This window comes from Aestuariibius sp. HNIBRBA575, from assembly GCF_040932005.1.
Taxonomy (GTDB): Bacteria; Pseudomonadota; Alphaproteobacteria; order Rhodobacterales; family Rhodobacteraceae; genus CANLNM01.
Map to the genome: position 1 here is coordinate 1,866,973 of NZ_CP162414.1, position 24,655 is coordinate 1,891,627.

The 24,655-nt window shown below is 53.7% G+C and carries 23 protein-coding genes and 3 tRNA genes; 11 read left to right on the forward strand and 15 right to left on the reverse strand.

Annotated features, from left to right (window positions below):
* Nucleotides 1–160 precede the first annotated feature (160 nt).
* Complete coding sequence (locus tag AB1F12_RS09420) at nucleotides 161–1,480, forward strand: DUF5930 domain-containing protein (protein WP_368183751.1); 1,320 nt, start codon at nucleotides 161–163, stop codon at nucleotides 1,478–1,480.
* Nucleotides 1,470–1,964 (forward strand): polymer-forming cytoskeletal protein, encoded by a 495-nt coding sequence (locus tag AB1F12_RS09425; protein WP_368183753.1) that lies wholly within the window; start codon nucleotides 1,470–1,472, stop codon nucleotides 1,962–1,964. The genes AB1F12_RS09420 and AB1F12_RS09425 overlap by 11 nt, the downstream gene beginning before the upstream one ends.
* Nucleotides 1,965–2,072: 108 nt before the next feature.
* Here AB1F12_RS09425 and AB1F12_RS09430 read toward each other — a convergent pair whose 3' ends face one another.
* The 3 genes from AB1F12_RS09430 to AB1F12_RS09440 all read right to left on the reverse strand — a co-directional run bounded on the left by AB1F12_RS09430 (nucleotide 2,073) and on the right by AB1F12_RS09440 (nucleotide 6,716).
* On the reverse strand, nucleotides 2,073–2,855 hold the full coding sequence (locus AB1F12_RS09430) for a DUF2189 domain-containing protein (RefSeq protein WP_368183755.1): 783 nt from the start codon (nucleotides 2,853–2,855) through the stop codon (nucleotides 2,073–2,075).
* A gap of 106 nt (nucleotides 2,856–2,961) precedes the next feature.
* On the reverse strand, nucleotides 2,962–4,089 hold the full coding sequence (prfB, locus tag AB1F12_RS09435; RefSeq protein WP_368183757.1) for a peptide chain release factor 2: 1,128 nt from the start codon (nucleotides 4,087–4,089) through the stop codon (nucleotides 2,962–2,964).
* A 107-nt stretch (nucleotides 4,090–4,196) separates the two neighbouring features.
* Nucleotides 4,197–6,716, reverse strand: coding sequence for a penicillin-binding protein 1A (locus AB1F12_RS09440; RefSeq protein WP_368188332.1), 2,520 nt, complete (start codon nucleotides 6,714–6,716; stop codon nucleotides 4,197–4,199).
* Nucleotides 6,717–6,752: 36 nt separating this feature from the next.
* Between AB1F12_RS09440 and AB1F12_RS09445 the strand changes: the two genes are divergently transcribed.
* Both AB1F12_RS09445 and AB1F12_RS09450 read left to right on the forward strand, forming a co-directional pair.
* Nucleotides 6,753–7,496, forward strand: coding sequence for a class I SAM-dependent methyltransferase (locus tag AB1F12_RS09445; protein ID WP_368183760.1), 744 nt, complete (start codon nucleotides 6,753–6,755; stop codon nucleotides 7,494–7,496).
* Between the two features lie 9 nt (nucleotides 7,497–7,505).
* On the forward strand, nucleotides 7,506–7,964 hold the full coding sequence (locus AB1F12_RS09450; RefSeq protein ID WP_368183763.1) for a GNAT family N-acetyltransferase: 459 nt from the start codon (nucleotides 7,506–7,508) through the stop codon (nucleotides 7,962–7,964).
* Between the two features lie 41 nt (nucleotides 7,965–8,005).
* On the opposite strand, the gene AB1F12_RS09455 is transcribed toward AB1F12_RS09450, so the two are convergent.
* Both AB1F12_RS09455 and AB1F12_RS09460 read right to left on the reverse strand, forming a co-directional pair.
* Nucleotides 8,006–9,235: an N-acetylmuramoyl-L-alanine amidase gene (locus AB1F12_RS09455; protein WP_368183765.1), complete on the reverse strand. Its 1,230-nt coding sequence runs from the start codon at nucleotides 9,233–9,235 to the stop codon at nucleotides 8,006–8,008.
* Nucleotides 9,232–10,377: a pyridoxal phosphate-dependent aminotransferase gene (locus AB1F12_RS09460; protein ID WP_368183767.1), complete on the reverse strand. Its 1,146-nt coding sequence runs from the start codon at nucleotides 10,375–10,377 to the stop codon at nucleotides 9,232–9,234. The genes AB1F12_RS09455 and AB1F12_RS09460 overlap by 4 nt, the downstream gene beginning before the upstream one ends.
* Nucleotides 10,378–10,465: 88 nt before the next feature.
* On the opposite strand from AB1F12_RS09460, the gene AB1F12_RS09465 reads away from it, so the two are divergent.
* The 3 genes from AB1F12_RS09465 to AB1F12_RS09475 all read left to right on the forward strand — a co-directional run bounded on the left by AB1F12_RS09465 (nucleotide 10,466) and on the right by AB1F12_RS09475 (nucleotide 12,904).
* Complete coding sequence (locus AB1F12_RS09465) at nucleotides 10,466–11,791, forward strand: M48 family metalloprotease (protein ID WP_368183768.1); 1,326 nt, start codon at nucleotides 10,466–10,468, stop codon at nucleotides 11,789–11,791.
* 7 nt (nucleotides 11,792–11,798) lie between these two features.
* On the forward strand, nucleotides 11,799–12,557 hold the full coding sequence (locus tag AB1F12_RS09470) for a DsbA family protein (RefSeq protein WP_368183771.1): 759 nt from the start codon (nucleotides 11,799–11,801) through the stop codon (nucleotides 12,555–12,557).
* A gap of 125 nt (nucleotides 12,558–12,682) precedes the next feature.
* A complete protein-coding gene (locus tag AB1F12_RS09475) occupies nucleotides 12,683–12,904 on the forward strand; it encodes a DUF1127 domain-containing protein (protein WP_368183772.1) in 222 nt (73 codons plus the stop codon).
* Between the two features lie 51 nt (nucleotides 12,905–12,955).
* Here AB1F12_RS09475 and ispG read toward each other — a convergent pair whose 3' ends face one another.
* The 3 genes from ispG to hemA form a co-directional block, all read right to left on the reverse strand.
* A complete protein-coding gene (gene ispG / locus AB1F12_RS09480) occupies nucleotides 12,956–14,071 on the reverse strand; it encodes a flavodoxin-dependent (E)-4-hydroxy-3-methylbut-2-enyl-diphosphate synthase (protein ID WP_368183774.1) in 1,116 nt (371 codons plus the stop codon).
* A 96-nt stretch (nucleotides 14,072–14,167) separates the two neighbouring features.
* On the reverse strand, nucleotides 14,168–15,391 hold the full coding sequence (locus AB1F12_RS09485; protein WP_368183777.1) for a helix-turn-helix domain-containing protein: 1,224 nt from the start codon (nucleotides 15,389–15,391) through the stop codon (nucleotides 14,168–14,170).
* A gap of 113 nt (nucleotides 15,392–15,504) precedes the next feature.
* The gene (gene hemA / locus AB1F12_RS09490; protein WP_368183779.1) at nucleotides 15,505–16,728 is read right to left on the reverse strand and encodes a 5-aminolevulinate synthase; all 1,224 of its coding nucleotides are present in this window, start codon (nucleotides 16,726–16,728) and stop codon (nucleotides 15,505–15,507) included.
* Between the two features lie 206 nt (nucleotides 16,729–16,934).
* Here hemA and AB1F12_RS09495 point away from each other — a divergent pair, with 206 nt between their 5' ends.
* From AB1F12_RS09495 to AB1F12_RS09505, 3 genes are all read left to right on the forward strand, one after another.
* Complete coding sequence (locus AB1F12_RS09495; RefSeq protein ID WP_368183780.1) at nucleotides 16,935–18,323, forward strand: dipeptidase; 1,389 nt, start codon at nucleotides 16,935–16,937, stop codon at nucleotides 18,321–18,323.
* Between the two features lie 55 nt (nucleotides 18,324–18,378).
* Nucleotides 18,379–19,704, forward strand: coding sequence for a S41 family peptidase (locus AB1F12_RS09500; RefSeq protein WP_368183781.1), 1,326 nt, complete (start codon nucleotides 18,379–18,381; stop codon nucleotides 19,702–19,704).
* A gap of 117 nt (nucleotides 19,705–19,821) precedes the next feature.
* Complete coding sequence (locus AB1F12_RS09505) at nucleotides 19,822–20,283, forward strand: hypothetical protein (RefSeq protein WP_368183783.1); 462 nt, start codon at nucleotides 19,822–19,824, stop codon at nucleotides 20,281–20,283.
* Between the two features lie 167 nt (nucleotides 20,284–20,450).
* Here the strand turns inward: AB1F12_RS09505 and AB1F12_RS09510 are convergent.
* The 7 genes from AB1F12_RS09510 to AB1F12_RS09540 form a co-directional block, all read right to left on the reverse strand.
* Nucleotides 20,451–20,527: transfer RNA gene (locus AB1F12_RS09510), tRNA-Asp, on the reverse strand.
* A gap of 52 nt (nucleotides 20,528–20,579) precedes the next feature.
* A tRNA-Asp gene (locus AB1F12_RS09515) sits at nucleotides 20,580–20,656 on the reverse strand.
* 117 nt (nucleotides 20,657–20,773) lie between these two features.
* On the reverse strand, nucleotides 20,774–21,352 hold the full coding sequence (locus AB1F12_RS09520; protein ID WP_368183785.1) for a histidine phosphatase family protein: 579 nt from the start codon (nucleotides 21,350–21,352) through the stop codon (nucleotides 20,774–20,776).
* A gap of 110 nt (nucleotides 21,353–21,462) precedes the next feature.
* Nucleotides 21,463–22,296, reverse strand: a complete 834-nt coding sequence (locus AB1F12_RS09525; protein WP_368183786.1) for a hypothetical protein — start codon at nucleotides 22,294–22,296, stop codon at nucleotides 21,463–21,465.
* A gap of 176 nt (nucleotides 22,297–22,472) precedes the next feature.
* A tRNA-Val gene (locus AB1F12_RS09530) sits at nucleotides 22,473–22,548 on the reverse strand.
* Nucleotides 22,549–22,615: 67 nt separating this feature from the next.
* Nucleotides 22,616–23,200: a histidine phosphatase family protein gene (locus AB1F12_RS09535; protein ID WP_368183789.1), complete on the reverse strand. Its 585-nt coding sequence runs from the start codon at nucleotides 23,198–23,200 to the stop codon at nucleotides 22,616–22,618.
* Between the two features lie 49 nt (nucleotides 23,201–23,249).
* Nucleotides 23,250–23,750 (reverse strand): HU family DNA-binding protein, encoded by a 501-nt coding sequence (locus tag AB1F12_RS09540; RefSeq protein WP_368183792.1) that lies wholly within the window; start codon nucleotides 23,748–23,750, stop codon nucleotides 23,250–23,252.
* A gap of 274 nt (nucleotides 23,751–24,024) precedes the next feature.
* Here AB1F12_RS09540 and AB1F12_RS09545 point away from each other — a divergent pair, with 274 nt between their 5' ends.
* On the forward strand, nucleotides 24,025–24,624 hold the full coding sequence (locus AB1F12_RS09545) for a VPLPA-CTERM sorting domain-containing protein (protein ID WP_368183793.1): 600 nt from the start codon (nucleotides 24,025–24,027) through the stop codon (nucleotides 24,622–24,624).
* Nucleotides 24,625–24,655: the final 31 nt, after the last annotated feature.

Consider the following 24,655-nt stretch of genomic DNA (forward strand, 5'->3'; position numbering starts at 1 on the left):
AATAGGCAGAAAATCGCCATTTACCGTGTATTTCCGCATCGTTGCCTCGCAAAATTGTGCAAAAACCTTGCGACAGATTCACGGTCTCGTTAACAGGTTATGAAACGAACCCGTGCTGGGGGCTGGCTCGTTTGACTGGGATGGGTACGGGACATAACACGTGAAAACACGCGCGACACAAAAATTGCATGCGGCGCTCGAAAAGCGCTTTCCTGAAAAACGGCTGTTTATCCGGTCCGATACGGAAACGCGTTTTGTGCGGCTAAAACCGGAAACACAGATCATCGCATGGGCCGGCGCAACTGTGACGGTTGCATGGACGATTATCGCCACGGCGGTTTTGTTGATGGATTCCATTGGTGCTGGAAATTTCCGCGCCCAGGCGATCCGCGATCAATCCATCTACGAAGAACGCCTTCGGGTTTTGTCCGAAGAACGCGACATTCGCGCCGCCGAAGCCATGGCCGCGCAAAACCGGTTCAGCTCTGCGCTGGAACATGCCTCTGATATGCAATCCCAGTTGCTTTCGGAACAGACTCGTCTGCGCGAATTGGAAACCGGGATCGATGTGATCCAATCCACATTGCGCCGCACAATGAACGAACGCGAAGATGCGCGTGAAGAACTCAGCACCCTGCATGCTCAGCTTGAAAATGATGGCGAAGGCGCTGGTGCCTTGGGCATGAGCCAGGATGCGTCCGGAACCGTGAACCTGTTGGCCAGCGCATTGGCGGAAACGGCCCAGGAACGCGATCAGATCGCGTCTGATGCGGAATTTGCCCTGCGTCATGCGGCGGATATGGAATTGGAACTGCGCCTGTTGCAGGAAAAGAACGATTCAATTTTCCGCCAACTCGAAGACGCGATGTCAATTTCTGTAGAGCCACTGGATAACATGTTTCGCGCCGCTGGCATGGACCCTGATAACCTGATTGCCGAAGTGCGCCGCGGCTATTCCGGCACTGGCGGCCCGCTGGTTCCGATGTCATTTTCCACCATGGGGGGCGATCCGGACCCGGATGCAGAACGCGCCAATGCGATTCTCAATTCCATGGATCGGATCAATCTTTATCGCATCGCAGCCGAACGCGCGCCGTTCGAAATGCCCGTCAAAGACAATTTTCGCTTTACCTCTGGGTTTGGAATGCGTTGGGGACGGATGCATAATGGCACCGATTTTGCCGCTCCAATTGGCACCCACATCTATGCCCCGGCGGACGGTGTTGTGACTTTCGCTGGATGGTCCTCAGGATATGGGCGTCTGGTTAAGATCCAGCATGCCTTTGGTGTTGAAACCCGCTATGCCCACCAGAACCGCATCCGCGTCGAAGTTGGACAAAGGGTCTCGCGCGGGGATCATATTGGTGATATTGGAAATTCCGGAAGGTCGACCGGCCCTCACCTGCACTACGAAGTACGTGTCGGAGGACGGCCCATTAACCCCATGATCTATATAAGAGCTGGACAAGATGTTTTCTAAAAGCAAAATCAACGAGCCCGGACCCAAAACAGCAGATGCACCGGCCACAGCCGAAGCAAAACCCGCGCCTGCTGCCCCTGCTCCGGAATTTAAGCCCTCAGCCCCTAAGGCCAAGCCACCAGCATCGACGCTGTCGGCTGACCTGATGGTCAAAGGCAACCTGAAGACATCAGGTGACATTCAGATCGAAGGCCAAATCGAAGGCGATATCCGAGCGCATCTGTTGACTGTTGGCGAAGGCGCCACCGTCAAAGGCGAAGTTGTGGCCGATGATGTTGTGGTCAATGGCCGTATCATTGGGCGCGTGCGCGGCCTGAAAGTGCGCCTGACATCCACAGCCCGCGTCGAAGGTGACATCATCCACAAAACCATCGCCATCGAAAGCGGAGCACATTTTGAGGGTTCCGTTCAGCGTCAAGACGATCCACTGAACCCCGGTGGCAATCGCAAACAACAAGCAGCGCCTGCCAAACAGCAAGGCTAAGTTCCGGGTGAACGATCCGTAGATTTCGAAAAGGCCCTGCCATTTGCGCGGGGCCTTTTTTGTATCAGATGTCTGGATATGCGTATTTAGATCAACAAAGATCTGGCGTTACACGGGATCATAGAGCGCGCGACGATAAAGATGCCACGTGGCATGCCCCAAAATTGGCAACGCGACCATCAAGCCAAGGAACAACGGGGCCAGCGCGATCAGGCTGACGACGGCGATTAAAATCGCCCAGACCAGCATCACAAAGAAATTTTCCTGCACCGTGCGAAAGCTAAGCAGCATGGCAGAGATAAAGTCGATTTCTTTTTCCAACAGCAGCGGCAAACTGACCACCGTGAGCGCAAAGAGCAGGAACGCAATCGCCGCGCCAACGGCCAGTTCCACCGCAATCATCGTCAGGCCATCCGCCGTTAGAAACGCGTCATAGCTGGTCATGACATTGGTCATGGTCGAGACCCCCATGAACAGTGCAAAAATCATATGCGCCAAAAACGTCCAGAACAGGAAATAGATCACGATGATCGCCCCCATCCAAGGGATTTGCCGATGCCGTTCCTGCCAAACCACGCCTAAAACGTCGCGCCATACAAGTGGCTGATCAGATTCCAACCGGCGGCTGACTTCGTAAAGGCCCACCGCCGCAAATGGCGCATAAAGCGGAAATCCAAGCGACGTGGCCAGCACCCAAGTCACATGCCCTGCCCCAAGCCACAGCATCAGAAAACCGCCGACCACATAAATCGCACTGAAGAAAAGCCCAAATTGCGGCGCGCGGCGGAAATCATGCAGGCCGGCCTTTAGCGACGCCCATAATTCGTGCAACGTAATCTGGCCAATATCGGGCAACGGCGAAGCAGCGGGCGTATCGGGCAATTGGGTCATGGCGTCTCCTCAGACTTAGATCACCCGCTTTGCCCTTGTTTTGTCAAGCAATTCACACCCCGAATTGCATTTTATCAATCGATCGCCCAGACGCCCCGAACGGGTGTTAATCGTCTGAATTGGCCTCGGCCCGGCTTTTGCCAGAGACATCCATCGCCAAAGTTGCCGCCATGAACCCATCCAGGTCGCCGTCCAGCACACCTTTGGTATCTGAGGTTTCAAAATTGGTGCGCAGATCTTTGACCATTTGATAGGGCTGCAACACATAAGACCGGATCTGGTTGCCCCAGCCCGCATCGCCCGCGTTTTCATGGGCCTCGTTGACCAAGGTTGACCGTTTGTCCAATTCCATCTGGTAAAGGCGCGATTTCAACGCCTTCATCGCGATGTCGCGGTTCTGGTGCTGGGATTTTTCCGATGACGTCACCACAATCCCAGTGGGAAAGTGGGTGATCCGCACCGCGGAATCGGTGGTGTTCACGTGCTGACCACCCGCCCCAGACGACCGATAGGTGTCCAGCCGGATATCCGCCGGGTTCACTTCGATTTCGATATTGTCGTCCACCACAGGGTACACTTTGACCGAGGTAAACGATGTGTGCCGTTTCGCAGCGCTGTCAAAGGGCGAAATCCGCACCAAACGATGCACACCGCTTTCGGATTTTAACCAGCCATAGGCATTATGGCCTGAAATTTTATAAGACGCTGATTTGATCCCGGCTTCGTCGCCTGCGCTTTCGGATTGCAGCTCAACTTTGTAGCCTTTTTTCTCGGCCCATCGCACATACATCCGCGCCAACATGCTGGCCCAGTCGCAGCTCTCGGTGCCCCCGGCCCCGGCATTGACCTCCAAAAAGGTGTCATTGGAATCTGCTTCGCCGTCCAGCAACGCTTCCAACTCTTTCTTGGCGGCGGTTTCTGACAGTGATTTCAGCGCCTCTTCGGCCTCACCAATCACTTCGTCGTCTTCTTCCATTTCGCCCAATTCGATCAATTCGATATTGTCGCTCAGATCCTGCGCGATCGAATTATGCGTATCCATCGCATCCACCAAATTCTGGCGTTCGCGCATCAATTTTTGCGCGGCTTCTGGATTGTCCCACAGGGTGGGATCTTCGACGCGGGCGTTAAATTCTTCGAGCCGATAAGGCGCGGTTTCCCAGTCCATCCGCTGTTTCAACAGCGCCAAAGATTTTTCAATCGCTGCAACAATATTTTGTGTTTCGGCGCGCATGGGAAATCCTCGGATTGGGTGTGCAGGCTGTGATACCGCAGCCCCTGATCCACGACAAGCCCCAGCACAATCAAAGATATGCAGGGGCTGAGTGGTGCAAAATAGGGTTAGTACAAACCACCAGAGCTGAGCGTGCCCAACGTGGCGCGCGGACCAATGACGGCCGTGCCGCCGGTGGCATTGGTGGCGCGTTGTGGCTGACCGCGCTGTGCTTCTTCGAAAATTGGAATGTCACCCGCCATGGCAAAACCGCCATCAAATGTCACACCAAACAACGGCGATTCCCCTTCGCGGAAACATTCAGCAACGACATTTTCACCGCTGGCACTGTCAGGCAGCCGTGACCCGGTGAACCGGTCGATTTTAATGAACTCGCATTCTGCCGGGGCGCGGAAATCCGTGCCACCATATTGCTGAATGGCCTCTTGCATGAACCGGTTAAACACGGGGCCACACATGCCACCACCTGATGCGCCGGGCATGGTGCGTGGCACGTCATAGCCGATATAGCAACCCGCGACGATGTTGGACGAAAACCCAACAAACCATACATCTTTGGCATCGTTGGTGGTGCCGGTTTTGCCCGCGATCGGCACTGGCAAATTCACGGTGCGCCGCGCGGTGCCGCGTTGAACCACGCCCTGCATCATCGACGTCAATTGATAGGCGGTGACCGCGTTCATTACCCGTTCTCGGTTGGACAGGATCGAGGGTGCCTCACCATCACGCAGGGATGTCCGCCCGCAATCCACGCAATCGCGCTGATCGTGACGATAGATGGTTTCGCCATACCGGTTCTGCACCCGATCCACCAAGGTCGGTTCAACCCGTTCGCCACCATTGGCAAACATCGCATAGGCCGCCACCATGTTGAACAAAGTGGTTTCCTCAGACCCCAGTGACGCCGACAGATATTCGTTCATATCCTCATAAACGCCAAACCGTTCCGCATAGCCTGCGATGACGTCCATGCCGACCTCTTGGGCCAATCGCACGGTCATCAGGTTGCGCGATTGTTCGATCCCTGTGCGTACAGGCGTTGGGCCGTAAAACTGGTGTGATGCGTTTTGCGGGCGCCAGATTTCGCCACCTGCGCGCACCTCAATTGGGGCATCAACCACGATGGTCGCAGGCGTGTAGCCGGAATCAAGTGCGGCGGCATAAACGAACGGTTTAAACGAAGACCCGGGCTGACGACGGGCTTGGGTGGCGCGGTTAAACACGGAATGCTGATAGGCAAATCCGCCTTGGATCGCCAAAACGCGGCCCGTATTCACATCCATCGCCATGAACCCGCCCTGCACACGCGGCACCTGTTCCAACGTCCACCGCACAAAGGCCCCACCTTCGGTCCGTTCGCGGACATGGATCACATCGCCGGGGGCAAAATTGTCAAATAGATTACCACTGAACCAGCTGGTGTCACTGCGCGGCACAACATTTCCACGGGCATCATCCGTGGCCACATCTTCGATGCCGATGATCAATTGCTGATCCTGAACATCCAGAACCACCGCCAGATACCAGTGGTCCTGATAATCCACGTTGCGCGGCGCTGTCACATCAGCCAAGGCGTCGCGCCAGGTTGCTTCATCCGTTAGCGTTTCTACTGGAATGGTTACGCCCGTGCCGCGCCAGCGCCCTTGGGACCGATCAAAGTCCCGCAGCGCCCGTTGCAGCGATTCCCGTGCAACAACCTGCAAATCTGGGTCGATCGTGGCGCGAATGGCGTAACCTTCACCGGAAAATTCGGTGGTATCCAATCCGAATTGCCGGGTCATTTGACGGCGAATTTCATCCGTAAAATAATCCCGCGGCGGCAATTCTGATTGATAGCTGGCAAAGTCGCCATTTTGCACGGTCAGCAACGGGTCCGCGATGGCGGTATTGTATTGATCTTCGGTCAAGTACCCATTTTCAAACATCTCTTCGAGGATAAAGTTGCGTCGTTCTAATGCATCCTCACGGTCGCGTACCGGATGATAAGAATAAGGCGCTTTGGGATGTACCGCCAAAAAGGCCGCCTCGGCTGGGTTCAATTCATCCAAGGTTTTGTTGAAGTAAGACCGCGCCGCCGCCGTCACCCCAAAACTGCGCACCCCTAGATCAATCTCATTCAGATACAGCTCAAGGATATGTTCTTTGTCCAGAACCTGTTCCATCCGAGCCGCCAGAATGATTTCACGGATTTTCCGTTCCGCAGAGCGATCAGAGGATAGCAAAAAGTTCTTCATCACCTGTTGGGTAATTGTGGACGCCCCACGCAGATTTTCCCCCCGCGAACGCACCGCTTCAACAAAAGCGGCCCCAATCCCGCGAATGTCATAGCCTTCGTGGGTGTAGAAATTTTTATCCTCGGCGGAAATAAACGCCTGTTTGACCAAATCGGGGATTTCTTCGGCCGGGGTAAACAGCCGACGTTCCACCGCAAATTCATCGATGATGTTGCCCTCAGATGAATAAATCCGGCTGATAGTGCGCGGCGTGTATTGCGCCAGCACCTCATGACTGGGTAAGTCCCTGCCATACATATAAAAAACAGCACCAAGCGTAAGCGCACCCATGGCGAGCCCGAGGGTGATCATCGAAAAAATTGCCCCGAAAAAGGACATGATAGGACGCAAGATCACGTGGTTTTCCCCAATGGATAGCCCAAACAACCCATGCGTTATACGCCCCACAATCGCTGGGGTCAAAAGCCCAAAGGTGCAAATCGGCTGGAAAATGCCTGCATTTGTTTCGCAGGGATTTCCCCCCTTGCGGTACACGCCCAGACCGGTCCAGATACCCCGATGAAGCCTGATGATATATTGCCCACTTATAACCGTGTTGCACCTGAATGGGATCGCCGCCGGGACCGGTCCCTGTTTGAACGCAAATGGATGGATCGGCTGATCCAGCACACGCCGCTGAATGAAAAACGTCGCCGGGTGTTGGATCTGGGCTGTGGGTCTGGGCGCCCTATTGCCAGTTATTTGCTGGAACGCGGGCTAGATGTGACCGGCGTGGATGGGGCCGCCGCCATGGTGGAGCTGTTTAAACAGAACCTGCCCCGCGCAAAAATTGTCAATGCAGATATGCGTGGATTGGATCTGGGGCAAAAATTCGATGCGGTCATGGGGTGGAATTCGTTTTTTCACCTCTCAGCGGAGGATCAACGGGCGATGTTTGCGGTATTCGCCCGTCACGCAGCCCCGCGCGCGGCCCTGATGTTTACCAGCGGCACCAGCAACGGAGAAGCAATCGGTCATGTGGCCGATGAACCCGTTTACCATGCCAGTTTAGACCCGCAGGAATACCGTGATCTGCTGACACAGCACGGATTTGAAGAGCTCGCCTTTGTGCCAGAAGACCCAGAATGCAACCAGCATACAATCTGGCTGGCACGTTATGTGGGTCTGGGCTAAGATCGCGGGATGATAGACGTTTCAATCAAACGACTGGGTCCGGGTGATCTGCATTTGCTGCGCCAAATGAATGTGCTGTTTGGCAATGTTTTTGACATGGCAGACGAATATACCGCCACACCGCCTTCGGATCGATATTTGCTGCGTTTGTTGTCCAAAGACACGTTTATCGCCATGGCAGCGCTGCATGATGACGATGTCATTGGTGGGATTGTGGCCTATGAATTGGAAAAGTTCGAACAGGAACGATCAGAAATTTACATTTATGATCTGGCTGTGGCCAAACCCAATCGGCGCACAGGTGTGGCAAAGAAACTGATCAATCAGGTGCGCCATCTGGCCGGCGATATCGGCGCATGGGTCGTGATGATCCAAGCGGATAACGACGATGAAAAACCCATCGCCCTATATTCAAAACTGGGCACTGGCGAAGCTATCAAACATTTTGACCTCACCCCGCTGCCGTAAATTTTGATGCGTCCCCCTGTAAATAAACAGGTTTTCTGCGTTTATTGACGCACAAGCGGCGCAAGGCTGTCTTCTTGTGCAGCCCATGTGAACAGCCCGGCGACAATCCCGTTGACGATCTTTTCACGACCCTGCGGCGATAGCAAACGCGCGCGATCTTCGTCGCTGGATAAAAACCCAACTTCGATCAACACCGATGGGAAATCGGCCGCGTTCAGCACCGCCAAAACCGCTTCTCGGCGGGGACGGGAATGCAACGGAGATTGATTGTTTTCAAACCCCGATACCAAAGCAGATGCCAGCCGAGCCGTTTGTGGACGGGTTTCCAAACGGGCCAAATCCATCAAAACCGTGGCGATTGTGTCGTCTTGTTCAGACAAATCCAAACCTGCGATCAGATCGGCACGATCATGACGTTCCGCCATGCGTTGCGATGCGCGATCGGCCCCTGCTTCGCTGAGCGTATAAAACGACGCGCCCGATGTTTGTTCCCCTTCCAGCGCATCCGCATGAAGCGACAGCAACACATCCGCCCCCGCAGCACGTGCCAAAGTCATACGTTCCTCAAGCGAAACAAAACTATCGTCATTTCGCGTCAGAACCGGGATCATGCCCGCACGCGCAACGGCTTCGGCCAACTCAAACGCCAATTGCAGCATCACATCGGCTTCGTTTATGCCTGCGCGCTGCGCCCCGGGATCAATCCCCCCATGCCCCGGATCAATCACAACAACCAAGGGGCCATTTGGGTCCTTGGCCGGTGCAGATTGTGTGGCATCGGCCATCAGAAACGCCCATTCAGGATCATTCGGTGCGCCAGAACGTTCTGCAAAATCAACGGGATCGGTCGATTGCATCACCACCCGCAACCGGGCTGTGCCATCAATATCGCTGACCTCCATCCCGGCGCTGTCCACACGCAACGCATCGTTCAGATCAACAACCATGCGCGACCAACCGGGCCGCAAAACGCCAAACCGAAGATCGCTGACACCTGACGCTTTCAGCATTCCATCCCGGCTGGCGCCGCGCCAATCCACTTCGCGAAAATCCAGAACCAGCCGACGCGGGTCGTCTAATGTGAACACGCGATACGGCACCACCTGGGACAGGTATAGATCAACCTCAATCCCGCGGTGCAGGTCACGCACGACGCTTTGACCGGCATCGATCCGCGCCAATGCGGTAAAATCCTGCGCCAAAGCTGCGCCAGCAACGGACAGACTTAACAACGCGCTATAGACAACTGTTTTTATGTACAAAAACATCATTCACGCGCCTCCATATAGGTCTCTAGGCGTGCCAAACCTTCGACAATGTCGTCAGTGGCGCGGGCATAGGAAAACCGCAGCCATTTATGCCCCTCTTGTGGATCGAAATCCAAACCGGGCGTGACCGCAACCCCCACCTTTTCAAGGATATCTTCGGACAAAGCTTTGGAATCTGCTGTGATGTCACTGACATCCGCATAGACATAAAACGCCCCATCAGGCGGTGCGACCTTGGTGAACCCGGCTTTGGGCAAGCCTTCCATCATTAAGGCGCGATTGGAGCGATAAACATCGACATTTGCGTCCAATTCATCCGTGCAATCCATCGCGTGATAGGCCAAACGTTGCGATGCATGGGGTGGGCAGATGAACATGTTTTGGGCCAGTCGTTCAATGATCCGCACGTGATCGTCAGGAACCACCATCCAGCCAACGCGCCAGCCGGTCATCGAGAAATATTTGGAAAACGAATTGATCACATAGGTGTCGTTGGTCACTTCTAACGCGCTGACAGCTTTGGCTTCGTATTCCAATCCGTGATAGATTTCGTCGGATATAAACGCTGCATTGTGATCACGACATGCATCGGCAAGGCTGGACATTTGGCCATGATCCAACATGGTTCCGGTCGGGTTGGCTGGCGATGCGACAATCAGACCGTTTAGGTCATAATTTGCCACATCCTGTGCGACGGGCTGTAAACGGTTGGCCATACGGGTTGGTATGGCGACCGGATTAATGTCCATTGCGCGCAAAATCTGCCGATAGGATGGGTAGCAGGGTGCCCCCAGTCCAACCCGTTCACCCGTGTCGAACAACGCTGAAAACGCAAGCAAAAACGCACCTGACGCCCCAGCTGTGACAACAACCCGCTCGGGGTTCAGATCAACGTCATACCATTCCCCATACATTTGCGCGATCCGCGCCCGCAATTCCGGCAGACCCAACGCAACCGTATAGCCCAACGGTCCGGCCTCTAGATCAGCGGCCAACCGCCGACGGGCCTCAGATGGGGCTCCGGTGCCCGGTTGCCCTACTTCCATGTGGATTATCTGGCGTCCAGCGGCCTCTGCGGCACGGGCGGCTTCCATCACATCCATCACAATGAAGGGATCAATCACACCGCGTCTTGAGTTTCGCATATTCTGCCGCCTATGGTTGGCCAAGTTTTATCATGTTTGTCGATCTTGGTCTTGGCTAAGGTTTTCAACCCAACAGCGAGCCTCGTCAATGTGCTTTCCTTTTGTTCGGCATCTGATTGCCGCGACCGTGATCTGGATGCTGGCCCTGCCCGCGCAGGCCGTGACGTTTTTGCGGGATTCAGAAATTGAATTTGCCCTGTCAGAACTGGCACGCCCTATCCTGAACGCGGCAGGATTGCCCGGCCATACCAAAATCATTGTCATTCAGGATCGCAGCCTCAACGCCTTTGTTGTCGATACAAGAGCGATTTATCTGCATTCCGGGCTGATCTTAGAATTGGAAAGCGCAGCACAGCTTCAATCTGTGATCGCCCATGAGGCCGCTCATATCGCCAACGGGCACCTGACACGGCGATTGGCCAATCAGCGCAGCGCCAGCACGCTCACCACACTTGGATTTGCGCTGGCTGCTGTTGCAGCCGCATCCGGTAATGGCGACGCCGCAGGGGGAATTGCCCTGGGCACCACTGGATCCGCCCAGCGAAATTACCTAGCCCATACCCGATCAGAGGAATCCGCCGCCGATCAATCCTCGTTTCGGTATTTACGCGCCGCCGGGGTCGATACATCTGCCGCTGTTGAGGTCTTAAACATCTTTCGCGGCCAAGAGGCATTGTCCGTATCACGCCAAGACCCCTATGCACGGTCACATCCGTTGACGCGGGACCGCATTCGCGCCTTCGAAGGTTTGGTGGCGGGCAATCCGTCCCCGGTTGCTGAAAGCGACACCGCTGATTACTGGTTTGCGCGCGCACAGGGAAAACTGTCGGCCTTTACCCAAAACCCCGGCTGGACCTTGCGGCGCACACGTGGGGCAACGGACACAATATCGTTGATGCGCCAAGCGGTTGCCCATCATCGCGTCCCCAATACAGAACGGGCCATGGCCGCCATCAACGCCTTGGTCGCGGCACGCCCAAATGATCCATTTGTGCATGAACTAAAGGGACAAATCCTGTTAGAAAGCCGGCAAGCCGCAGGCGCGGTTGCTGCCTATGCCCGGGCGATTGAACTGGCGCCAAGCGACGCGCTGATCTTGGCCAGTTACGGTCGGGCCTTGTTGGCATTGGACACCGCAGATGGAAACCGTCGCGCGTTATCAGTTTTGGAACAATCCCGCGCAAGGGATGACCGAAATGCCAATATGTTGCGTGATCTGGGCTTGGCCTATGCGCGTAATGGTCAGAACGGTCAGGCCAGTTTGGCCGTGGCAGAACGATATGCCCTGCGCGGGCGATTTTCTGACGCCGCCATCCATGCACAACGCGCCGTGGATCAATTGCCGCGCGGATCCGCCTCTTGGCAGCGCGCCCAAGATGTGCTCAGAACAGCAGAACAAATTTCCGGGAGATAAACCAATCATGAACCGCCTTGCCGCAGCTGCACTTTCGTTTGGTCTTGTTATTGGGGCGGGTTTTCCGGCCTCTGCCACCGATCTGGACGCCCTGAGCGACGCCGAACGCGATGCGTTTCGCGCCGAAGTGCGGGCCTATCTGCTGGATAACCCCGAAGTGTTGATGGAAGCCATCGATGTGCTGGAAAGCCGTCAGGCCGATGCACAGGCCAATGTTGATGTGAATTTGGCGCGGGCCAATGCGGATGCCCTGTTTGATGACGGTTTTTCCTGGGAAGGCGGCAATCCGGATGGCGACATCACAATCGTCGAGTTTCTGGATTACCGGTGCGGTTATTGTAAACGCGCCCATCCCGAAGTGGCAGAATTGGTCAGCTCGGACGGCAATATTCGTGTCATCGTAAAAGAATTTCCCATTTTGGGCGAACAAAGCATGTTGGCCTCTCAATTTGCCTTGGCGGCACAAATTGTCGAAGGCAATGAGGGATACAAACTGGCCTCTGACGCATTGATGACCATGCGTGGTGAAATTTCTGGCGACAGCCTCACCCGGTTGGCCGAAGCGCTGGGGTTTGATTCCGAAGCAATTCTGGATGAAATGACCAGCGATGAAGTTGGCAAAATCATCGAAGAAAACCGCCTGCTGGCGCAGCGTTTACAAATCAGCGGCACACCGACATTTGTTTTCCAAGATCAAATGCTGCGTGGATATGTACCGTTGGATGGCATGCGCAATGTGGTGCGTGATCTGCGCGCCGAAGGGTAATGCTGCACTTGCAAAGCTATGCTGCGAGTGCAAAGCGGGCTTGCTGAAACATGCGTTGTGGCCATAGGATCAAAGCCTTAGCTTCATAACCAAGGGAGGCGATTAAGCCTTTAGGAGTTATGACAATGGCCGCAACTGACACACACACAGCACACATTTCCATCTTTGACATCCTGACAGCGCCGTTTCGCGCAATTGGGAACGCCATCATGTATCTGTCCGAAAACAACAGCCGCGTAAAAGAAGTTGAGCGTCTGCAAAACCTGAGCGACGACAAGCTTGCGAAAATGGGTCTGGAACGCAGCGACATCGTTGCCCATGTTTTCCGCGCACACATGTACATCTGATAGTTCAGGCTGGGTTGATATTGTTCCCAGCCTTTGAACCAGCACTCAGTGTTATTCCGACGAAGCGGCCTCAATCAGGGCCGCTTTTTTCTCGACCTCTTCGATGATGTGTTCCACCATCTGATCGTTGGACATTTTGTGGCTGGCTTTGCCTGCCAGATAGACCATCCCGTGCCCGGCCCCGCCACCGGTAAAGCCGACATCGGTCATCAATGCTTCGCCCGGACCATTGACCACGCAGCCGATGATCGACAGCGACATTGGCGTTTTGATATGTTCCAAACGCTGTTCCAAGGTTTCCACAGTTTTGATCACATCAAACCCCTGCCGAGCACAGCTGGGGCAAGAAATGATATTCACACCTCGATGCCGCAATCCCAGGCTTTTGAGCATTTCAAAGCCGACTTTGACCTCTTCGACGGGATCAGCAGAGAGGCTCACGCGGATTGTATCGCCAATCCCGGCCCATAACAGATTGCCCATGCCAATCGCGGATTTGATTGTGCCGGATGTTAGTCCCCCCGCCTCGGTGATCCCCAGATGGATCGGCGCATCGGTGGCTTCGGCCAGTTTTTGATAGGCCGCGGTCGCCATAAAGATATCAGATGCTTTGACGCTGATCTTAAATTCATGAAAGTCATGGTCCTGAAGGATTTTGATATGGTCCATCCCGCTTTCGACCATCGCATCCGGGGTCGGTTCGCCATATTTATCCAGCAGATGTTTTTCCAATGATCCGGCATTGACGCCAATTCGGATGGAACATCCATGATCGCGCGCGGCATTGATGACGTCTTTGACCCGTTCGGGGCTGCCAATATTGCCGGGATTGATCCGCAAACAGGCCGCGCCTGCCTGCGCCGCTTCGATCCCACGTTTATAGTGAAAATGGATATCCGCGACGATCGGAACGGGGCTGGCTTTGACAATGTCCTTAAGGGCGGTGGACGATTCCACATCCGGCACAGACACACGGACAATATCCGCGCCCACATCCGCGGCCGCCTGAACCTGTGCAACCGTTGCGGCCACGTCGGTGGTCAATGTGTTGGTCATCGTCTGAACCGAAATTGGGGCATCCCCCCCAACTGGCACATTCCCCACCATGATCTGGCGGCTTTCACGGCGATAAATATTGCGCCACGGACGAATTGAGTTCAACGACATCAGGCAACCCTTTGCGATCTGCGATACGCAACATCTAGGCCGATTAAGCCCGAGGAACAACGACACATTTTTAGGATTTATTGTGCAAATGCGCGCTTATTGCGCCAGTTGCAATTCCGCCGTGCGCACGGCCTCTTGTAATTCGCGATCCGCCGCAATATCCGCCGCCGCGTAATTCTGCGTGACGTTATCCGCAGACAAAGCCACGTTCGACGACACCTGCCCCCGCGGGCCAACCGGGCCATAAGCCGCGCCATTTACAGCGAAAAACACCGCGCCAGATTCACCGATCCGCAAGGTTGCCGGGTCTTCTGTTTTGGGGACGATATAGGTGTCACCGGCATTCATTGTTGCCTCAAAGATCACCGCACCATCGGCCGCACGGACCCGGACCCAAGCCGGACGCACAGCAATCAATGCCACTTCTGGGGCAGGCCCTTCGGTGACGATAACGCTGTTCAGGTCCGTCGCCGGCGCTTCGTTGATGGCCAGTGTGACGGCATCGTTTACCGCATCCGTTACAGGATGTTCATCCGACAGAACCCCGAGCGATCCGGGGTGCAAACTGGCAATTGGCGCATCCCGAGCCACCATGACCGGCGTGTCCAAAGCCTGTGGACGATATAACCGATCCAATGCTTCTGAGGATGGGGCAGTGAACGTATTGGTAACTTGGTCCGGGGACGCAGATTGTGGGGTCAGCCCCCCACCAGCCAGCGGATCAACCTGCAATTCAGACACAACGGTTGGGGTCTGTTCAACCGGGGCAAATTGCACACGCTGTACCTCTTGCAACACGGAATAGCCGCCGTAGCCCAGCCCACCGATCAAAGCCACCAGAACCAGCACCGAACCAATGGCCCGGGGTTCAATATTGGCCATAAACGCATCCCCGGCCGGTACAAACGGTGTCGCCGGTGAGGAAAAAATGTCATTGCCTTTGGATTGGTTCAGCCGATCGTCACGTGACGGTTTCGCGCTGGATGCTTCGGCGGACATACCATGTGCCGTTGCAAATCCGCTTTCGGCGCAAAAGGTATCAAATGCCCAATCAGGATCCATATTCAGATAGCGCGCATAAGACCGCACATAACCGGCAATAAATCCGGGTGTGTCAAAAGCAGTGGGATCGCAATTCTCAATCGCGGCGACATAGGCCGCCTTGATTTTCAGTTCGCGTTGAACATCCAACAGGGATTTGCCCATTGTCGCACGTTCACCACGTAGCGTATCGCCCAAACGCAATTCGAACGCATCGAACCCCGTCTGAGGTTCAGCGTCTTGAACCGGTTTGTCGCGCCAAAAGCTTCGACCGATCATGACAATGTCCCGTTTGCTCTTTGCCCCGAACATAGCCCAATCGATTCGTGATTTTGGCTATGGATGAATCTTAAATATCACAGGATCTTGTATCGTGCATCATTAGAACCGGGTTAACCGGCCAATTCGGCACGATTCAGCGCACAATGGGACCACAACGCGTCCAAGGCCGTGATCAATGCATCCATTTCACGCGGACCGTGCACAGGCGACGGGGTAAACCGTAGACGTTCAGTGCCGCGTGGAACGGTCGGGAAATTGATCGGCTGCACGTATATTCCGTGATCTTCCAACAGCATATCAGACAGTTTTTTGGTGTGAACCGGATCGCCCACAATCAGCGGAACGATGTGGCTGCCATGGTCAATAATCGGCAATCCCAGCCCTTTGAGACGGGTTTTCAAGATTTTTGCCTGCGTTTGATGGGTTTCACGCAAGGCAGAATCAGTTTTCAGATGTGCAACTGACGCTGCCGCCCCAGCCGCCACCGCAGGGGGCAAAGAGGTGGTGAAAATGAAGCCCGGCGCATAGGACCGGATCGCGTCACACAATTTGGCAGAGGCTGCGATATAGCCGCCCATAACTCCAAACGCTTTGGCCAATGTGCCGTTGATGATGTCCAAACGATGCATCAGGCGATCCCGTTCAGCAACACCTGCACCACGTGGCCCATACATGCCCACGGCGTGGACTTCGTCGATATAGGTCAGCGCGCCAAATTCATCGGCCAGATCGCAAATTTCTTCGATCGGGCCAAAGTCACCATCCATTGAATAGACGGATTCAAACGCAATCAGCTTGGGGGCTTTGGGATCATCTGCGGCCATCAATTCACGCAGATGCGCCACATCGTTATGCCGGAAAATACGTTTGGAGCCCCCATTGCGGCGCACCCCTTCGATCATGGATGCATGGTTCAGCGCATCCGAATAAATAATCAACCCTGGGAACAACTTAGGCAGCGTACTTAATGTGGCATCATTGGCAATATAGGCGCTGGTAAACAGCAGCGCGGCCTCTTTGCCATGCAGGTCAGCCAGCTCTGCTTCGAGCTGTTTGTGATAAACAGTTGTGCCGGAAATATTGCGTGTTCCGCCCGATCCCGCACCCGCGGCATCAACGGCTTCGTGCATGGCGTTTAGAACAACCGGATGTTGCCCCATGCCCAGATAATCATTGCCGCACCACACGGTGACGGGTTTTTCCGTGCCGTCCTCACGACGCCAAGTCGCATGAGGGAAATGACCGCGCTGACGCTCGATGTCGATAAAAGTCCGGTACCGGCCTTCCTCGTGAAGCCGACCAAGCGCTTCATCCAGCTTTGCATTATAGTCCACGGATCTTCCCTTCTCTTGTCGGCACGCCCGTTTTTCGTCTGGTTCATTTCCATCCAATTTACACTCAACGTTATGAATGCGGACCGGGCGCAAATTTCGGACGACAGGCTTATACATGTGCAGGCACTTTTCTATCAGTCAATACGACACTGGACAACTCTCATCCGATGCCTAAGGTCGCCTTGATTTGGATCAAGGAGAAATGAATGTCACTGGAAAAAGTGCTGGCGCGGATTGACGAAACAATTGACGACGCAACCGATAGGCTATTGAATTTCCTCAGGATTCAATCAATTTCGACCGATCCCGCATACAAAGATGATTGTGATCAAGCCGCCGATTGGCTGGTGGAAGAATTAACCAATCTTGGTTTTGACGCGTCCAAACGTCCCACCAAAGGTCATCCTATGGTGGTCGCACATTCCGGTCATGACGCCGATACGAAACCAAATCTATTGTTTTACGGTCATTATGACGTGCAACCCGTCGATCCGTTGGAATTGTGGGACAGCCCCCCGTTTGAACCGATCATTACTGATTCCCCCCATGGGAAAATCATTCAGGGCCGCGGATCATCCGATGACAAAGGCCAGTTGATGACATTTGTCGAAGCCTGCCGCGCCTGGAAACATGTCACCGGGACCCTGCCCACCAAAGTTACGTTCTTCTTTGAAGGCGAAGAAGAAAGCGGATCACCGTCCCTGATTCCATTCCTGAACGAAAACAAAGCTGAGCTAAGCTGTGACATCGCGCTGATTTGTGACACCGGTATGGTCAGCCGGGGCGTGCCATCGATCACCACCCAGCTGCGCGGCATGCTCAAAGAGGAATTCACCCTGCACGGGCCGAAAATGGATCTCCATTCGGGACTGTATGGTGGCCCTGCCCTGAACCCGCTGCGCGAAATGTCCCGCATCATTGCCTCACTTTATGACGAAGAAACCGGCGCTGTGACCGTGCCCGGGTTTTATGATGGGGTCAGCGAAACCTCTGACGAGATAAAACAACTTTGGGCGGGCTGCGGGTTCGACGAAGCGGCCTATCTGGGCAATGCCGGCTTAACCCAGCCTCATGGCGAAAAGGATCGCACGACGTTGGAACAGGTCTGGTCGCGCCCAACCTTGGAAATTAACGGTCTGTGGGGCGGATATAACGGTGCAGGGTCCAAAACCGTCATCCCAGCCGAGGCCCATTGCAAAATCACTTGCCGTTTGGTGGGCGACATGGACCCGGATGCGCTGCAAAAATCGTTGCGCGCCCATATCACGGCACAGCTAAAACCAGACTGCACCATCGAATGGGACAGTGACAAAGAAGGGTCGCGCGGGTCCGTCATGGACGTCACACAGGCTGAATTTGTTGCGGCACGTCAGGCCCTTAGCGACGAATGGGACCGCGAAGCCGTGTTCATCGGCACCGGGGGATCGATCCCTATCGCAGGGTTCTTTAAATCCATTCTGGACATGGAAAGCATGATGATCGGCTTTGGTCATGACGACGATCGCATCCATTCTCCGAACGAAAAATACGACATGGAAAGCTTCCACAAAGGCATTCGGTCATGGGCACGGGTGTTACAATCCTTGGCTAAATAACATCCCAGAACGCTCGGTTCATTGACCGGGCGTTTTTTCAGCGATTGGATCAATCATGGTTATACGACAATTTTTACGCTGGGCGCTTCGGGGGGCTCTGTTATTTTTCGCCGCATTTGCAGTGACTTGGCCATTCTTTGGCCCGGATCGCAACATGCGCGGCATTTGGATGACCCAGGGCTATGGCTACATTTTAGATATCGGGCGTTTCCAAATTGACCTTTATCAACACAGCGATGCGCATTGCCTGATCGAAGGCAAAGTTCCGGCCCATTCGGTCATGATGTCCGTTTTGGCGGGCTACCAATTTGAGGCGTCACAGACCGAATTAGTCGCCCGCGTCGAGGGGGCCGTTAACCCAATTCGCGCGGATCGAATTGACGCTCTGCCCCCGCTATGCGCAGAGGGTACAACCCCAATTCCGGGTTCTAGCTTTGCCAATTATCACGCCTTCTGGACCATTTTTGATCAGCATTATCCGTTTTTTGCGCTTCACAATGTAGATTGGAACGACCGACAGGCCCAATTGGCCCCGTCTGATCAGGAACCCCTTACCAATGACGCGCTCTGGGATCGAATGGTCCAATCCATCAAAGGACTGGATGACGGGCATACCTATATTTATCGCCCCGATGCCGGGATTGGTTACAGCCCCGCCAATGACGTTCCCTGGGAAGAAGACCTGCCCGCATTCCGTGATCTGCAAATTGCGCGTGGATTGACTGACATCCCCAATACAGGCCTGTCATTTACGATTCTGGACGGCAATATTGGCTATGTTTTGCTGCGCCATATGGAAACCAAATCAAACATTCTGAACACCAGCACCGGTGTTGCAAACAGCGGCTTTGGCCAGATCGCAGATGCCCTACAAGACACCAAAGCAATCATCTTGGACAATCGGTTTAACCCGGGTGGTTCTGATGATATTTCCATGGCTTACGCGGCATTTTTTGCCGATGACACGGAACGCCTTGCCTTTAGTAAACGCACCCGTATGTCAGTTGGGTTTAGCGAAACCACCGAAATAATTTTGCGCCGCAATGCCGATACTGAAATCCATTTGGATCAGCCCGTTTATCTACTGAATTCCGAATTCACCGCCAGCGCTGCTGAAATTTTCACGATGGCCATTCAGGATTTGCCAAATGTCACCATTTTGGGGGAACCGACAGCCGGACACTTGTCGGATATTTTGGAAATGCGCCTGCCAAATGGATGGATCGTGGGTCTGTCGCATCAGATTTATTTGGATGGGCATAATGTAGGTTACGAAGGGTTGGGCGTGCCCCCTGATCAGGCGATTGCCATGCCCACTGACGCCCTACGCAACGGTATGGACCCAATGATCGACGATCTTTTGGCCGAACTGCGCCCATAGAACATGGCGGTGGCTGGGAAATGATCAAAACCTCTCAGCCGCCGCATCCCTGCCTCTATTCCGCCGCTTTCAACGTTAACCATGTTGTAACAACTCAGGTGATCAAAAGAGGCAGAGATGAGCGTCAAAGTCCAATCCACATTTAATGATCGGATCAAACGGATCAGCCGCAATCCGCATGCCCAGCCAGAAGATTTGGTTCAAATTGCAAAGCAAGCAAAACGCCCCTTGAAGATGAGCAAACGCTCTGGAAAAATCAAACCTATCAAACACTTATTTCAAGGTGCAATGTGGATGGCACCCGCCGCTTGCGCCCTAAAATTCAAATCTGAAATATTGTCACAGGCCCTAAAATTCGAAGAGGTTCAACCGTTTGAGGCGCAGATTACGCTTGCGCATACAGGTATTGTGGCAGCCTTTTTGATCGGCTTTGCATTTACCCTGCGAAAATCCGGAACCGGGTTTTGGTTTGTGGTATTTGGTGCCATCGCAGCGATCCTAGCCACATTGGAACCTGAGGATGTCATGACCAAAGGCCAGGCGTTTTTGGACTATTTGCTAGCTTCAGAGGACGCCTAGTTCCCATACGCTAACGTATGCCCCACTTTGTTTGCTAAGAATTACAATAATATCGCTGCCGAACACGCCATACGCAATAGTATGGCACGTTTGGCCAAGCACATTGCCGAACTCAGACATGATAGACATGCGACGTCAAATGCCAAATTCACAATTAGGGATGAAAGTGGCGCGGTTGACGGGACTCGAACCCGCGACCCCCGGCGTGACAGGCCGGTACTCTAACCAACTGAGCTACAACCGCGCATATGTCTTTCGACGTGGTTCCCTTAACCCGGAACCGGGGCTGACAGTGATGGCGCGGTTGACGGGACTCGAACCCGCGACCCCCGGCGTGACAGGCCGGTACTCTAACCAACTGAGCTACAACCGCCCACTGTCCGCTCTAATTTCATTCAAAGCGTGAGGGAGCTTCTATGTCCACGCCCGGGTGCCGTCAAGCGTCTTTGAACGAAAAACCATTCTTTTCTGTCGCAACTTAATTGAACGCTTAGTGAATGGTTTCCACACCGTCTTTTATCTCGATAACGCGGCCCTGCGGATGATCCAGCGCCGCGATTTGATCGCGGTTCAATCCCATAAGGTGCCCACGCAGAACGGAAATTGTGATCCCGTGGGAAATTACGATGCTTGGTTTGCTTAACCCCGTTAGGAAATCGGCAGTACGGGCCTGCAGCTCCGCTTCGCTTTCACCATTTGGCGCCATCAGGAATCGATCATAAACACTGATCTCACCAGAAAAAATTTCGGGGTTTTCGGCAACAACGTCGTCGCGTTGGCGCCCTTCCCAATCGCCGACACCGACCTCCATGATCCGTGGGTCATGGCGCACGGGCCACACCTGCCCGCGTAGCACCAAATTGGCCGTTTCAACCGCACGTCCCAACGGACTGCAGATCACTTCTGTCTCACTGCTGATGTGCAGCCGGGACAGGATCTCCCCCTGTCTCTTGGCTTGGACCCGCCCCAAATCCGTCAGATCAGAGTTCAACTGCCCCTGCATACGGCCTTGGGCATTCCACAGTGTCTGACCATGACGCAGTAAATAGATCGGAGGGTATGCTGACATTATGAGGGCTCCTGCCTGTTTCCCTCAATGCTTGGCAGGCAACGGATGGTCATTCAACCAATAAGCGAGCCGCAACCTACCACCTGATTAACATTTGATCATCTACCGCGTCAGTGACAGGACTCAAGCGCCACAATCCACGTAGATATTTGAATACTGTGCCCGATGGTTTCGGGTTGATTGTTGTCCAATCTTTGACAGCTGATCGGGCGACCACACATATTAAAATATTCTGTGCGTTCGGAATCGCTAGCAAGCGAAGTTGGATCTTGGTCAATTTGCTGGGTCTGAATACAAGACAGAGTTGTAGATGAGGCCGAGTTTTGAACCGTCCTTGAAGGGATTGGGTTTGTCTGCAATTCTGGATGTTGAGATGCAGCGTCTAGATCAGGACTGATTTCCCAACCAAAGGTGGCCAACGGCAGATTCGTCCGGTTTCTGATCTGTGCCATATCCACATAGGATTCCCCCAGGTCACCTAATTCATCAAGGACAAACTTTGCAGCGGGCACGCCCGATATTGTTGAAAACTCGAAATACCCCTGTTTTGTCTGGTTATCTCCTCCATTTTGGTCATCTATGTAAGTAAATAAGAACCGGTCGCCCTGACGAGAAATCAAGGTCACCGGCCAACGGAACCACTCATTATTTTGCGCCAAGATTTGAAAAAACGAGCCACCTTCGCGAATAATCAGAGCGGGTCGATCACACATTCGTTCTTGAAAATAGGATTTGGTGCAAATGGTGGGCCCGTAGTCACCGGCGAATTGCGAAACCAATAAATCACTATTTTCTGTTACGTCCTGTTGTGTCTGACCTTGCCCAATTTGCGGTGAATTTTGTGTCGGGTCACGTTGGATCGCAGCTTCCGGAACGCAACCGGATGTGAATAGTGCGCTGGCAGCCAAGACCTTAAAGCTATAAATATTTAGAAAGTTGTTCATACACACACCGTGATTGAAAAGATACGATGCAGCCGAACAACGCACACCACACCGCAAAAAACAAGCCCACACAAATGGGTAAACCGATGCATATTGGCTTACTCAAACACTTGTCGAATCGAAATCGAAAATCCCGTCAAAGCTTGTTCAAAGCGCAGGTAGAACTGAGGGGGATATGGTGGGTCGTGAGAGGCTCGAACTCCCGACATCTTCGGTGTAAACGAAGCGCTCTACCAACTGAGCTAACGACCCGGTACGCGCTCTCTAACGAATGCTTTGGCGGGCTGCAAGAGGCTCCAATGTCAAAAATGAACTTTTTTTAAAAAGGCGCAAAAACTTTGTGTTTTTTGTCGATCACGGCGTTGATAACCCCCTGCCCGCCCGGCACGATCTGTAACTGATCCAAACCATAGCCCATGGCACGTGTTCTAAGGAATCGGCTTGTGATTCCGTGGGTTATGATGATCGTCGGGCGTTTAACTTTGCCCAGGACCTGACCAACACGGTCCCACATCACATCAAAACTGTCACCGTCTGGTGCACGCGCATAAAAGTCTAGAAAATGCTCATGAGGATCCGTTGGCGGCCAGTTTGCGTTGATTTCAGCCCGCGTTAGACCTGACCATTGGCCAACGGATATTTCCCCCAACAAGTCATCTGGCTGGGCCGTTACACCAAGTTCTGCCAAGACCAGTTCGGCGGTATGGATCGCACGCAATTGCGGTGAGCACCAAAAATCAAACCCGTCTTTGGTGATCCCTAATTGCGCTAACACTCCACAGATCGATTTGGATTGCGCTATGCCCGTTTCGGTCAATGGGGAATCCATGATGCCCTGCATCCGCCCCGCACGGTTCCATTCTGTTTCGCCGTGGCGGATCACATAAATCGGAGGTGTCGACATTCCGCTGTCTCAGTTTACTTGGCGCCACGTTTCCCGGCTTGGCAAACCGTTATTCGGCTGCCTTTGTCAGGTCGTTTGTGATCGATGCGTTTGCATCAGGGGCATCTGCCCCAGCAGGCGAAACAGGTTTGGGCTGACGGATTTTACAAATCATCACCTTACCGTTGGCCAATTCTTTGCTGCGGTTGGTTTTCAATTTCCCGAAATCAGGCAGATTGAGCTCCTCTCCCTTGGCGATCGCTTTGCCCAGCTCAACCAGCATCGCTTCGACGATCGGTTTTACGTCTTTTTTCTTTAGGCCCGATGTTTCAACAACACGGTCAATCAGCTCTGGTTTCTTCAAAACCGGCCCTGCAATGACCGCTTTGTCCTGAACCAAAGTTGCGGATGGAACAGTCGTTTTGGCTGAGACCGGTGCGGTCTTTGCGATTGGAGCTTTGGCCTTCGTTGTTTTTGCGGTCGTTGTTTTGGCCTTGGTCGTGCGTTTTGTCGCCGTTTTTGCGCGTGTCACCTTTTTGCGGGGACTACTAGATTTAGTAGGGGTCGCCATGGGATACCTGCCTTATTGTTGTCGTTAACCCTGTGTTTATCGCAATTCTTGCTAAATTCCCACGTTTAATTCCAATGCTTTGCCTAAACCAAATTTCCAATGTCATATCATCCTAGCTGATCCCGCCATCGCCCCGGCAATAGGCGAACCACCGCCACCTGTGCACTTATGGGTTGAAAAAACGAATTTGGCATTGATGTTCTAGATTTCGGTGCATTCTCGTGCTAAGAAAAATTTAGTTTAAGAATTTGTTCATTTATTAGGAGAACAAGACGTGAAAAAGTTAGCTGCAGCCCTCTGTGCTACATTCATTGGAACTTCAGCTGCTGCTGTTCCAGTTCAATGGAGCTCCGCTGTTGGGGGAAATGACCATTACTATGATGTGATCGTTGGCCCTATCGATTGGTCTGACGCGCGGGTCGCTGCGACTGGGTCGACCCATGCAGGGCAACAGGGCTATTTGACCTCTGTGACTTCTGTTGACGAACATGATTTCCTTCTCGATTTGATTGCGCCCCTTGTTGACGGTGGAATGCGCCTGTTCTGGCTTGGCGGCACAGACGAAGCCACAGAAGGTGATTGGGCTTGGGTTGATGGGCCAGAAGATGGCCACATTTTCTATTCTGGCTCAACTGCGCTTGATTTTAATGCGTTTCGCCCTGGGCAGCCAAGTGGCACATCACCAGGGGGTGGTGAAGAAGATTACCTGCAATTGGGTTTCTTCCGCGACTTCTGGAATGACCATGGCGGCGCCGGTGGTCAGGCTTATATCGTTGAGTATGGCGGCCTACCGCCCGTTCCCGTCCCAGCCAGCGCTTTGCTGCTGCTGAGCGGTATGGGTGCATTTGCTTTGCGTCGTCGCAAGAAAAGCTAATCCGTTACAATAGAATACGAAAAGGGCGCCG